Genomic DNA, 13,041 nt, shown 5'->3' on the forward strand with positions numbered 1-13,041 from the left:
TTTGAATTAAAATTCTTTGATGAGGAAGATGAGTAATAAAAAAAGATTCTAGGGACGATGGTTAATTGCTGCATAAATATTGCAAGCTTAATAAGGAATAGAACAAAAGCAGGTACCCTTAATACAGGTGCCTGCTTTTTATTTTTTACCACTCATATAATTCATACATTCATATAACTAACTTCTATATATATTCGTAATTAAAGATTATTTACGACGTTTGAGCGCAATACCGACGGCTGCTGCACCAAGTACGACTGCAATGATCGACAGAACGAGTGCTGTCGTTTGTAAGGCAGAGCTGGCAGGGGCAGCAGCGGCAGGTGCGGCTTCGGTAGCATTGTTCGAAGCGGGTGCCGGGCTGCTGCTATCCTTAGCCGTGTCTGTGCTTGCATGGCCTGCGGCTGCACCAGCCGAATCATGCCCATGATCTGCGGAAGGTGCCGAAGCTTCGGAGGTGGCATCTGCCGTGATTTTTGTAATGGAATGCGGATTGTTGCTTCCTTCATCGCCTGTCCATTCCACGATACTTCCGTCACTGTAATATTGGAAAGCGTTCCATGCGGCTTCAGTATTCCGGTCTGCATTTTGTGCTACGAAGCTGAAACGCATGTATTGACCCGCTTGAATGCCATCTTCGTCGGTCGTCCAGGTAACGGTGGTTACTTTGCCGGAGCTGTCTTTCTCGGTTACTACCTTCCAATCTGGTACAGGCTCGTACTGTTTGAAAACGACCTCTTTCGGGATTTTTAAAGCCACTTTGGTTGTTGGAATGTTTTTCTCTACAGGCACTTTCAACGTGTACGTCTCCCAAGCGTTAGGCTGTGAAACGGAAGGCTTGACCGTCACGTGGGCACTGGCCATACCCGCAAAAAGTAAAGCACCTGCTGCAATCAGACCCATGGAGGTCGCAAGCCTGGAAAATCTGGATTTTACCATTTGAATCCTTGTATTCATATAAAAAAGCTCCTTTAGTTTGAAAGATTTGTAATTACGTGTCCTAGGTTATTTTACTGGGCTGACATGCAGAGTAAATTCGGCGTCAACTGCATCCAATGATGCGGTCAGAGCATGTACCTGTACAGCCCATGTTCCTTCAGCGGTCAGCAGCTCTTGAGTAAGGAATGGCTGCTGCTGCCGCGCAGGGAGAACAAATTCCTGTCGGGATTTGTCAGGGGCGTCCGGAACGAGTGTCAGTGTGACCTGCTGGATTCCCTGTACGGTGGCTCCTTTGGCATCCCGCACGGTTACCTTAAATTCATTGCTGCCCACGATATTCGGGCTAACCGCCAGCGTGACGTTATATTTGCCAGCGGTGCGAGTTTCCTCAAACGGTACCGCAGGTGCCTGACCAGGCGAAAGGTGGGTGAGCACCGCCGCCAACAGTAGCACGAGCAGGCCGATGGACAGCTCGATGCGCAAGCCCCCGGCGGCACGCTTGGCTGCCGCCGCTTGCCGTGCGCTGCGAAATTGGCTGGCCGCGAAGGCCAGCATGACCAGCAGCAGCGCTGTTTTTCCAAGCAGAACGAGTCCGTAGGACGTGTTCAGCAGCAGGGATGGAGCCGGGACGTACAGCACGGCTCCATAAATGCCGGTGGCGAGCAGCGCCGCCACCGTGGCAATGCCCCAGCCGGCAAAGCGGCGCAAGGCCGCTTGCCGCAAAGCTGCCCGCTCGGACACGGGCAGTTCTGGAACGGCAGCAGGCAGGCACAACGCCATGACGGCAAGTGAGCCGATCCAGAAGGCTGCCGCGGCCAGATGGACGAAGTCCGCTGCGATGGCTGGAGCCGGATGGGTAGCCGCCGCCGGATGGCCTATAAAGGCCTTGGACAGCATGAGGCCTAGTATCAGGACGACGGAGCCGTAGCCCCAGAGACGGCGCTGGCGGTTGGAAATGCTGTGATCCAGCGTGTAAATCAGCGCTACGCTCAGTACCAGCACGAGAATCATCTGGATAAACCAGATTTGTCCCGCCCCCGTGAACTGGAGGGCTTCTCCAAGAATCGGGAACGAAAAGCCCTGTCCGATAGAAACCCCAGCATCCCAGGATGCCTGAAGCGGCAGACTAATCAGGATGGCGACAGACGTGATGCCGTAGCCGCTCCATAGCAGTGCGGACCAGCGTGGTAACGTGATGCCGGTCTGTTGATCATGTTTCTGCCGCTCACTTGTGTCCTTGCTTTGATCCATTCCTGGCAGGATGAGCAGCCGAAAACAGAGCGCTCCCAAAAGCAACGACAGTCCTATATACAGCAACCAGCGGGTAGCAATTAGGTCAAGCCGTGATGCTCCCGAGCCTTCGGATGTGGCGGCAGCGGGGTCCGTATACGCATTGGAACCGTTGCCGACTTGGAATGGAATCACTCCGTTGACCGGATGTCCGTCCGCCGATAAGGCTCTCCAATTGACGGTATAAATTCCATTTTTCATCCCCGGAGTCAGCTTGATTTCCATCGTGTTTTCATGTTCCGGATTGAGCTGCGCTTTTCCTGTATCGACCCGTTTTCCTGTTTCATCGGTCACTTTCATCGACATAAAAGCAGATTGCAAATTCTCATTGAAGGTGATTTTTACCTGTGAAGGCGGCTTGTCCAAAACCTGATTTTCAGTCGGACTGGATTCAACGATAAATGCATGGGCCCATGATAAGTGAGGAAACAATAAAAGTAACGGTAGACACAGCAGCAGAAGACAAGCCGCGCGGGCTGGTCTGGACAGGTGCAACATGCCCGTGGATTCACCTTCTCTCGATTACTTGAAGCGAGGATGTCCTAAAGTACGACATCTCATTCGGTCAAGCCTAAATTCATATCTTAATCATAGTGCATGTGGCGGAAATAGATGGAGCGAATTATGACATTTATATGAAATTTGAAATAATATGAACACCCCTACCGTTGTTGAAATCTGGACGATTTTAACAACGGTAGGGGTGATGGGCAACCTTATGTGGAATTAGTGGTCTGCTTCTATAGAATCCATGAAAGCAGGCTGCTTATGCTGGACATGGTGGATAAAAATAGCCGTTAGCTCCGGATCGAATTGGCTGCCAGAGCAGGCACGCAGTTCCTCAATCGCTTCATCAAACGTTTTGGTGGGTTGGTAGGGACGCTCAGTGGTCATGGCATCGAAGGAGTCAATAATCGTCAGCATCCGGCACAGCCGTGGAATTTGCTCGCCCTTGAAGCCGAATGGATAGCCTCCCCCGTCATAGCGTTCATGATGTAGCTCCACAAAAGGAACCAGATCTACGAATCGTTCGTTGGCCTCGATAATTCGTTTGCCCCACATGACATGTGCTTGCACCATCGTCCATTCCTCACAGGACAGCTTTTCTTTTTTATTGAGAATATTCCACGGAATTTCCAGCTTGCCAATGTCATGAATGAGAGCACCCAATATAAACCGCCGTTTATCCTCCGGGCCGAGCTGAAGCACCTCACTCATATCTGCTGCATATCTGAATACCCGTTTGGAATGCTTGAAGGTATTAATATCCTTGTACAAAAACAGATTAAGCTGCTGCTCAATATCACGAATATCCTGTCCCAGATCGACTTCACGTTCCAATTCATTTAAACTGCCATGTGTGTGAACGATATTTTTTCCCTGCTTCTTGGCGTAGTACAGTGCTTTATCTGCCAGATCGACCAGCTGTGATTTGTCGTAGATGTCGATGCGGCTTTGTGCAATGCCTGCGGAGAAGGACAAGCAGCCGTGTGGGAAAATTTCCACGCCCTCGTAGCGGGAATCATTCAGCCTTTTTCGGATGGCATTGACCGTTTCGTAGGCTTGCTCGGCGGTATGGTCAGGCATAAGCAGCGTAAATTCTTCTCCACCATAGCGGGAGACGATAATATTGGTGCCGGAAGTTTCCTTTTTGAGAATCTCTCCGAGAAATCCCAACAGTTGATCGCCTTTCAGGTGGCCGAAGTGATCGTTGTATTTTTTGAAATCATCAATATCAATCAGGGCAAGGCTGAGGGGGGTATTCTGGGTTTTGGCTATATTCAGCTCGGTTTCGAGTGCATTTTCAAAATAACTGTGATTGTACAGCCCTGTTCTGCGGTCCATGTTGGCTTTTTCTTCAATTTCCCGATACATCGTAAACAACTGCTTGAACGCGTGGGATAGAAGCATACTTAGCGCAAGGAACAACAGAAGCCCCAAAATACCGTTATGATAAATCAGTGTGGTCAGTACGAGAGACAGGATGAGTGTGCATAAGTAAACAAGCAGGGATTCAGCGAGAAAAGCCTTTTTTAGCTCATTGAGAGAGCCTTTGTAAGCAATATAAAAGTAGAGACCCAGTGTAACGGTATTCACCGCAAAGTAGCAGAACAGTGCCAGCAGGTAGGCAGTAAAATGCTCATCGTTCAAGCCTCCCTGTGTTCCGCCGCTAAGCTCAAAGACGGCAGACGACAGGAAAATGGAGAGCGCATAGATGGAAAAATTGGCGGCATGCTTCCACCAGGACAGTTCTCTATACCGGATTGCGGCAATGAGTACATTGAACAATAAAATGAGAATAGCGATTTCAGTGCCATGTACAAAAATACAAGCGAGATACACGGAGGAATCCATCGACTGCTTGTTACTGGCTGGTGGCAGCTGGAAGGTAAAATGCTCCAAAATCAGAACTGCTCCCAGCAGGGAGTAAATCGTGACCCACTCTGTAGGCGAATAGTGCATAAAGGACCAATGATTCGTATACAAGAGGATGCCTAAGCCTGCCATACATATGAGAAAAACGTATAATCCCGTCGCGCTAACCCGTTCTTGCAGCTTTTTTATTATACTCATCATTTCATTCTCCTGCCTTGTCTTATCTTGATGTCAAAGCTACCAGGGGGTAAATGGGATAATTTACAATTTTGTAATCGAAAATTTCACATGAAAAAACAGGCCGGAATCCAGCCTGTTTTGTTGAGCCTGTGCTTCCCTTTTCCTTATCGGTAATTAGCCTCCGATTTTGTAACCGGAAGTCAAAGCGATTACGACAGAAGCGACGATAATAGCGTTGATAATCACACGGGAATATTTCAAATTTTTCATAGGGTTCACTCCCTTCCTTGGAATAAGGCGCACACTAGGCGTGGCGGGGATGGGTTTCTTGCTGAGTGGTCTTCTTTTTGTTCACGACCATGACGCTTTGAATAAACAGGAACATCCCAAAGTTCATGATGACGTCTCCAATACTGATCACCTGCGTACGGGGATAGGGCTTGGAGAGTGGAATAATATCACCCAAAAAAGATAAACGCGTACCCACATCCATCATGTAATGCTTCGAGATAACGCTTCCAGATTTAAGCATTTCTGTATAATAAGGGCCTAGCACCTCAGAAGCGCTCAACGAGACAGGCATCCTGCCGCCATTTACCGCCATGACGACAAAATTCAATAGGACTCCGATTAAAATAAGCTTGAATCCCTTGTGGTGCCTGTTCAGCCAGAGAAAAATCAATCCAACCGCATAGATGCCCATAAACAGATACCCGTTGATGGACGCAAGCCAGGCCCATTTTTCCTGAGCATAAAAAATAATGAACTGCACCAGCAGCAGCACAGGGAACATCCAGCCAGCTATGAGGCGAATTTGGCTAAAGCGGATTAACCCCTGCCGCCAGCCCCCTCTGAACAGACCTACAATGAGACCAAGCAGCACTCCATCATAGACCATAGTTATTCTCCAGCTTTCGCAAATTTTTTGTTTTGGTTAAGGTATAATTCGACCTTAAATTGGTAAATTCCTGCCTGATATGTAGCAGTTTCGAAAAAAAATTGCGGATTAGCGTGTAAATGATCGAAGCAGCGTAAAATGAATGTTATCATAATATATTGAAGTGATATTTCATATTTTCAGAAAAGGATGATTGTTATTATGAATCGGTTTTCCAACACGGTAATGGTTGCCGCAGATATGACCAAATCCCGGATTTTATGGATTGCCTTTGTTCTGGGAGCATTGAGCGCTTTCGGACCCTTGTCCATAGATATGTATTTGCCGTCATTGCCTACATTAGCCGACAATTTGCATACGACGACTTCGCTGGCGCAACTCAGTCTGACCGCCTGTCTGTTGGGTCTGGCAGTCGGGCAGATCGTTGCGGGGCCGCTGAGTGATGTAAGAGGACGTAGAGGGCCGCTGGTCGTATCGCTTGTCCTGTACGCCGCTGCTTCGCTGTTATGCGTGTTTGCGCCGAATATCGGCGTGCTTATCGGGCTACGCTTTATTCAGGGTCTTACTGGGTCTGCGGGGATCGTTATCTCCAGAGCCGTTGCGCGTGATCTATATTCGGGCAGAGAGCTGACGCGCTTCTTTTCACTGCTCATGCTGGTGAACGGTGTGGCTCCGATTGCTGCTCCTGTGCTGGGCGGTGTTCTGTTGAATTTTGTATCCTGGCGTGGTGTGTTCATGGTGCTTTGCGTAGTCGGGGTGGCTATGTTAATTGCCGTCGTGTTGGGGCTACCGGAAACACTGCCTGTCAGCCGCCGTTCATCGGGTGGTTTGAAGCAGACGCTTCGTACACTCGGTCATCTTTTTACGGATCGGCGCTTTATGGGATACGCCTTCTCGCAGGCGCTCATTACAGGAGCCATGTTTGCGTACATCGCTGGCTCGCCGTTCGTGCTTCAGGATATTTTCGGGGTTTCACCTCAGACATACAGTATTATTTTCGCGGTGAATGGTTTGGGGATTGTACTGTTTTCCCAATTGACCGGGAGGCTTGTCGGCCGTTTCAGCGAACGGCAGTTGCTCTTATCGGGGTTGTTGATTGCGGCTGTAGCGGGAATTAGCCTGCTTACGGTGGCCTTTACCGGTGGTCAACTATTTGCTGTTCTAGTTCCGCTGTTCTTTGTTGTATCCTGTGTCGGGATCGTGAGTACAACCACCACCTCACTCGCGATGCAAAGCCAGCAGCGCTCCGCAGGCAGTGCGTCCGCCATGCTCGGCTTGCTGCCTCTGTTGCTTGGCTCTATCGCTTCGCCGCTGGTGGGTCTGGGCAGTGGAACAACGCCTATACCAATGGCTATCGTCATCGCTATAGCGGAAGTTGGTGCGCTGTTAAGCTTTATGGTACTTGCCAAGGAAGCGCGCACGAAAGCTTGAAATAAGGCGAACAGGTGACATTTTTCCGGAAGGTTGACATACCCCACGGGGGTATATTATGCTAGGAGTATATTAACAATGCATGAATGCATAACACAACACAGGAGGCTGATGTATGGCTGAAGAGCAACCTGTTTCCAACGCTGAAGTCCATGAGGCTCATTGCGGAGCAGAAGGGGAAAAGACCATCAGAAAAAGCCATCACTCGGCAGAATTCAAGAACAGTCTTACATCCCGATTGAACCGTATTGAAGGTCAGGTTCGGGGAATCAAGGGCTTGATCGAGAAGGATACCTATTGTGACGATGTGCTGAACCAGATTGCGGCTGTCCAGTCCGCCCTGAATGGTGTCGGCAAGCTGCTGCTGGAAGGGCATATGAAAAGCTGTGTCATTGAGCGCATGCAGGCCGGAGAGCCGGAAGTGATCGACGAGCTGCTGGTTACGGTCAAGAAGCTGATCCGTTAAGAACAATACCCATACACATAAATCAGGTACATAAAGTACCTCGGAGGAGGAAACAGAAATGGCACAAGTAACGTTGAACGTAGAGGGCATGAGCTGCAATCATTGCGTGAAAGCAGTAGAAGGAGCTTTGGAGAAAGTCGGCGCTTCCGGCAAGGTCAGTCTTGAAGCGAAACAAGTGGCTGTAGAATACGATGAGTCCAATCTGAACGTTGAAGCTCTGAAAACCGCAATCGAGGACCAAGGCTACGACGTCGTTTAAGTTAAGGATATGTAACGCGTAAAAAAATTTGTTTTAAAGGAAAAGCTTCCATGAAGAGGCTTTTTCTTTTGAACATGAATATACCCCGTGGGGGTATGTAGGAGGAGAGTAACCATGGAAAACCGTGTGACCGACGGTGACAAGCAGACAACGCTTCATATTACGGGGATGTCCTGTGCTGCCTGCGCCAGCCGTATTGAAAAAGGTTTAAATCGAATAGACGGCGTGGCGCAGGCTAATGTGAATCTGGCTTTGGAACAGGCGTCGATTTCGTATGATCCGAAGCAGGCCGATATTCCGGATTTTCGTGATAAAATTGCTTCGCTTGGCTTTGGAACCGTGAGTGAGGAAGCCAATCTGAATGTGACGGGCATGACATGCGCAGCCTGCGCGACCCGGATTGAAAAGGGTCTGAACCGGATGCCGGGTGTGACGGGCGCTACGGTGAATTTGGCGATGGAAACAGCGCATGTGGAATATGCGGCGGGAAGTATTGCGGTCAGTGATCTGGTGAGCAAGATTGAGCAGCTTGGCTATGGAGCCATCCCGCAGAGTGCCGAGGATAACATCGCAGACGTGCGCAGCAAGGATTTGAATCGTAAAAAATGGAAGTGGATCGTATCTGCTGTACTGTCACTTCCGCTGTTATGGGCGATGGTCACTCATTTTTCATTTACCTCATGGATGTATGTACCGAGCTTGTTTTTAAACCCTTGGTTCCAGTTCGCACTCGCTACGCCAATACAGTTTGTGATCGGTTGGCAGTTCTACGTAGGAGCATACAAGGCGTTGCGCAACGGCGGCTCCAATATGGATGTACTGGTTGCTCTGGGCACGTCTTCGGCTTATTTTTACAGCTTGTATCTCACCTTGCGTCCGTCGACCGTGATGGATGGCATGGGCGGTATGGCTGTTATAAAAATGCCTGAACTGTACTATGAGACAAGCGCGGTGCTGATTACGCTCATTCTCGTCGGCAAATGGTTCGAGGCAGTAGCCAAGGGCCGTTCGTCCGAGGCGATCAAGAGTCTCATGAGTCTTCAGGCGACAACAGCGCGTGTGGTACGTGATGGGCAAGAGCATGATATACCGATTGAGCAGGTTCGTGTGAAAGATATCTTTATTGTACGTCCCGGCGAGAAAATTCCTGTCGATGGTGTGGTCGTGGACGGACGCTCGGCGGTGGATGAATCCATGCTGAGTGGCGAAAGTCTTCCGCTGGAAAAAGAAGCGGGTTCTGTGGTCACAGGAGCTACGCTCAATAAAAACGGTGTACTTCGTATCCAGGCCGAGCGTGTCGGTGGCGATACGGCATTGGCCCGTATTATTAAGGTCGTGGAGGATGCGCAGAACTCCAAGGCTCCTATTCAGCGGATCGCGGATCAAATCTCGGGTATTTTTGTACCCATTGTTGTTGCTGTTGCCGTGGTGACCTTTTTCGTCTGGTTTTTCCTTGTGACACCGGCTGATTTTGCAGGTTCACTGGAGAAGATGATTGCAGTTCTCGTCATTGCTTGTCCTTGTGCGCTCGGATTGGCTACGCCAACGTCTATTATGGCGGGTTCGGGACGTGCCGCAGAGTATGGCATTCTGTTCAAGGGCGGCGAGCATCTGGAAATGACCCGCTCCATCAACGCGGTGGTACTGGATAAGACGGGTACGGTTACGAACGGCAAGCCGGTGCTGACGGATGTTATGGTCGGAGAAGGAAGCTTGAGTGAAACGGATTTGCTGCGGTTGTTGGCTGCGGCGGAAAAAAGCTCGGAGCATCCGCTGGCGGAAGCCATTGTAAGGGGGATTGCGGATCGCGGCATTGAGCTAGTAGAGCCAACGGATTTTGAAAATATTCCGGGCTATGGCGTGAAGGCTCATGTGGAAGGAAAGCAGGTACTTGCAGGTACACGTCGATTGATGAGCAGGGAAGGCATCGCGATAGCTGACTCTGCCGAGCAGCATATGCATGAGCTGGAGAATGCGGGCAAAACAGCAATGCTGATTGCGGTGGACGGTTCCTATGCTGGACTGGTAGCCGTGGCGGATACGATCAAGGAAACGTCACGGGAGGCGGTTGCCCGTCTGCGGGCGATGAACATTGAGGTTATCATGATTACGGGTGACAATGAACGGACCGCGCGGGCTGTTGCTGCCGAGGCTGGAATTGATCGGGTGCTGGCTGAGGTGCTGCCAGAGGGCAAGGCGGAAGAAGTGAAACGGCTTCAGGAGCAGGGCCTGATCGTAGCTATGGTCGGAGATGGCATTAATGACGCGCCCGCGCTGGCTACCGCTGATATCGGGATGGCCATGGGCACGGGTACGGATGTGGCGATGGAAGCTGCGGATATCACGCTTATGCGCGGCAACCTGAACAGCATTCCCGATGCGATCGAAATGAGCCGCCGTACGATGACGAATATACGGCAAAATCTGTTTTGGGCGTTAGGTTATAACGTGATTGGCATCCCGATTGCAGCTTTGGGTTTTCTGGCCCCGTGGCTGGCGGGAGCGGCCATGGCATTTAGCTCCGTCTCGGTTGTGCTGAATGCGCTGCGTCTCCAACGGGTGAAGCTATAATCTGTGCAAAAATAGCAACGGCAATGACATTTACGTCCTGGACGTTTGTGCCATTGCCGTTTTTTAATCTTCCGTCCTGTCTCTTTTTAGTCTGCTTGCTGTTTTTTTCGGGGAAAAAATAACTCCACCTGAGTTCCTTTATTTGTTTCTGAATGGATTCGGATGCTTCCGCCATGTACCTCTACAATCCACTGAGCGATGGATAGTCCAAGTCCTGTTCCCCCCTCAGTACGGGATCTGACCTTGTCACCGCGATAAAATCGGTCAAAGACATAAGGCAATTCATCTTCTGCGATTCCGGAGCCGTTATCTGATACGCTGATATACACAGAATTTCCTTGATAACGTCCAATTACTTTTATCTGCCCGGTGGATGGGGTATATTTCAAAGCATTATCCAGCAGGATGGTGAAAAGCTGGTGTATTCTCCCGTCATCTCCCCATAGGAGCAGAGGCTCCTGTAATTCCGTAAGGATATTGACCCCTTTGGTATCTGCCAATAGTTTGAATTGCTCTGCTAACTCCCGTAATAATGAATCCAGTGTGATGAACGAGGGTTCAATCTGTAGCTGATTGGAATCGGATCGGGCCAGTGTCAGCAGATCCTCCAGCAGCCTGCCCATCCACTTGCTTTCTTTTAAAATTACAGCGATATGAGGGCTTTCCTGTTCTATAGAGTGTGTGGGATGCCTCAGGAGCATCTCTGTTTGGGCATGGATGATTGCCGTCGGTGTTCGCATCTCATGTGAGGCATCTGCAACAAAGCGTTGCTGCTTTTCCCAGGAGTTTCGTATAGGCACAAGCGCATGTCCCGCCAGAAATATACCCGCAAAAACAAAAATAATCCCTCCGATGACAATTCCCGCAGTAATATCCCACATCAAGGAATGGAGCGTCCGCTGCACATCCTGCAAGCTCTTGACGAGGCAAACTATGATCTGCGTGTTGGAATGCTTGGGCATATACACAAATTGAAGGGCCCGATAACTGCGATCACCGATGCTCACCGTCCGAATGGTCTGTGTGTTTGATTGATCTTTGAACAGACTAGCCATCTCCAGGGGAAATGACTGCTGGGGCGTTTGCCCAAGGAACTCGTTTTGATCAGACCAGAACAGGTATGTTATCTTCTCATCATGTTCGGGGTCCAAATCATTGGATTGGAGTAGTTCCGATGGAATGCGAGAGGCTTGAGCACGCTTTTGGGCCTGTACCATGATTTCATCCGTATCGTGATATAGCTGGTATTGCATATGAACGTACAGCCAGATGCCCAATATGGAAAAAACGAGAAGAAAAACAATAGTATTCAGGATGACCAGCCGTCTGCGAATGTTAGTGAACATGAGGGTCACCCGTTAACATATAACCGATTCCACGTACGGTTCGGAGAAGATTGTCTGCGTTACGGGCTGCGAGCTTTTTACGCAAAAGGTGCATATATACGTCGACTGCGGTCGTGGCCGCCCCCGAATCAAACCCCCAAACCCGGTCGAATATCTGCTCACGGGTTAATATTTGCTCTTTATTACATAGAAAATACTCCAGTAATTTATATTCTGTCGCCGTTAAGTTCAAGCCCTGTTCTCCGCTAAATGCGTCTCTCGCTGCAGGGACTAATCGGATAGGTCCATAGATCAATTCGCCTTCCTGTCCTATGGTGCCCTTTCTCCTCAAAACAGCTCTTGTTCGTGCCAATAATTCCGATACGGCGAACGGTTTCGTGATGTAGTCATCTGCTCCGATATCCAGTCCAGCGACACGATCCTCTACTGCATCTTTAGCTGTCAAAAGAATGATTGGGACGAGCATAGCGTGTGCCCTTAGCTTTTTGACGATTTCAACACCGCTCATTCCAGGCAACATGATATCGAGAATAATCAAATCATAAATATTCTGTTGGGCCAAATAATACCCTTCGTCGCCAGTTTCTGCGCCATCTGTCAGGAAAGATTCACTTTCAAAGAGGTCACGGACAATCTTGAGAAGAGAAGGATCATCTTCTACGACAAGCACTCGCACACGCTGTTCCACCTTTCAGCGATCGAACTCATTTTGTTTGTTTTTTAAGAAAATTTAAATATTCCACTACTATACTAGCATTATCAGCAGAGGCGTATAAGGATAATCATATATGGAGGGATTTTCATGGCACAGATGAATAAAAAATGGGTCGTTTTATGCTCAACAGCGATTACAGCAGTGTACGCAGCCGGATGTTTTACGACGGAAACCGAGGCAGCCATGCCGTCATTGCCGCATCACACGCAAGCCAGTATTCAAACAAATGATATATCAAAAAACAATAATCCTTCAAATGTAAAGTCAACCTATACGAATAAACATAATATTCCACCCAAAAGTTTATATAAAGATGGTACCTATACGGGGATGGGCAATAATCGGCGTGGTTCCATTGAAGTCAGGGTAACGATCAAGAATGATAAAATAACGGACGTTGAAGTTAGCCATTTTGCCATGCATTATTCGGAAAGTGATATAGCAGGGCTCCCTTCGGAGGTTGTGCAAAACCAGAGTGCACAAGTGATGAATGTATCCGGTGCAACGTATAGCACCCGGGCATTTCAGGACGCTGTACAAAATGCGCTCTCCAGCGCACAAAACGTGTAG

The 13,041-nt window shown here is 49.2% G+C and carries 11 protein-coding genes; 5 read left to right on the forward strand and 6 right to left on the reverse strand.

From position 1 onward, the window contains the following. Positions 1 to 207: 207 nt before the first annotated feature. The 4 genes from QD47_RS11390 to QD47_RS11405 form a co-directional block, all read right to left on the reverse strand. Positions 208 to 957, reverse strand: a complete 750-nt coding sequence (locus QD47_RS11390; RefSeq protein WP_044646237.1) for a YcnI family copper-binding membrane protein — start codon at positions 955 to 957, stop codon at positions 208 to 210. Between the two features lie 48 nt (positions 958 to 1,005). Next, complete coding sequence (locus QD47_RS11395) at positions 1,006 to 2,727, reverse strand: copper resistance CopC/CopD family protein (protein ID WP_044646238.1); 1,722 nt, start codon at positions 2,725 to 2,727, stop codon at positions 1,006 to 1,008. Between the two features lie 228 nt (positions 2,728 to 2,955). Then, complete coding sequence (locus QD47_RS11400) at positions 2,956 to 4,806, reverse strand: bifunctional diguanylate cyclase/phosphohydrolase (protein WP_082067165.1); 1,851 nt, start codon at positions 4,804 to 4,806, stop codon at positions 2,956 to 2,958. 283 nt (positions 4,807 to 5,089) lie between these two features. Then, on the reverse strand, positions 5,090 to 5,683 hold the full coding sequence (locus tag QD47_RS11405; RefSeq protein WP_044646240.1) for a DUF5317 domain-containing protein: 594 nt from the start codon (positions 5,681 to 5,683) through the stop codon (positions 5,090 to 5,092). 201 nt (positions 5,684 to 5,884) lie between these two features. Here QD47_RS11405 and QD47_RS11410 point away from each other — a divergent pair, with 201 nt between their 5' ends. The 4 genes from QD47_RS11410 (at position 5,885) to QD47_RS11425 (ending at position 10,410) form a co-directional block, all read left to right on the forward strand. Beyond that, positions 5,885 to 7,114: a multidrug effflux MFS transporter gene (locus QD47_RS11410; RefSeq protein ID WP_044646241.1), complete on the forward strand. Its 1,230-nt coding sequence runs from the start codon at positions 5,885 to 5,887 to the stop codon at positions 7,112 to 7,114. A 115-nt stretch (positions 7,115 to 7,229) separates the two neighbouring features. Further along, on the forward strand, positions 7,230 to 7,580 hold the full coding sequence (locus QD47_RS11415; protein ID WP_044646242.1) for a metal-sensitive transcriptional regulator: 351 nt from the start codon (positions 7,230 to 7,232) through the stop codon (positions 7,578 to 7,580). A gap of 58 nt (positions 7,581 to 7,638) precedes the next feature. Further along, on the forward strand, positions 7,639 to 7,839 hold the full coding sequence (locus QD47_RS11420) for a copper ion binding protein (protein ID WP_044646243.1): 201 nt from the start codon (positions 7,639 to 7,641) through the stop codon (positions 7,837 to 7,839). Between the two features lie 114 nt (positions 7,840 to 7,953). Next, positions 7,954 to 10,410: a heavy metal translocating P-type ATPase gene (locus tag QD47_RS11425; RefSeq protein WP_044646244.1), complete on the forward strand. Its 2,457-nt coding sequence runs from the start codon at positions 7,954 to 7,956 to the stop codon at positions 10,408 to 10,410. Between the two features lie 86 nt (positions 10,411 to 10,496). On the opposite strand, the gene QD47_RS11430 is transcribed toward QD47_RS11425, so the two are convergent. Together QD47_RS11430 and QD47_RS11435 are read right to left on the reverse strand one after the other, a co-directional pair. Further along, complete coding sequence (locus QD47_RS11430) at positions 10,497 to 11,756, reverse strand: sensor histidine kinase (protein WP_044646245.1); 1,260 nt, start codon at positions 11,754 to 11,756, stop codon at positions 10,497 to 10,499. Beyond that, on the reverse strand, positions 11,746 to 12,432 hold the full coding sequence (locus QD47_RS11435) for a response regulator transcription factor (protein ID WP_044646246.1): 687 nt from the start codon (positions 12,430 to 12,432) through the stop codon (positions 11,746 to 11,748). The genes QD47_RS11430 and QD47_RS11435 overlap by 11 nt, the downstream gene beginning before the upstream one ends. 126 nt (positions 12,433 to 12,558) lie before the next feature. Here QD47_RS11435 and QD47_RS11440 point away from each other — a divergent pair, with 126 nt between their 5' ends. Then, positions 12,559 to 13,041, forward strand: a complete 483-nt coding sequence (locus tag QD47_RS11440; protein WP_044646247.1) for an FMN-binding protein — start codon at positions 12,559 to 12,561, stop codon at positions 13,039 to 13,041.

The sequence above is a fragment of the Paenibacillus terrae genome (assembly GCF_000943545.1).
In the GTDB taxonomy this organism is placed as follows: domain Bacteria; phylum Bacillota; class Bacilli; order Paenibacillales; family Paenibacillaceae; genus Paenibacillus; species Paenibacillus terrae_A.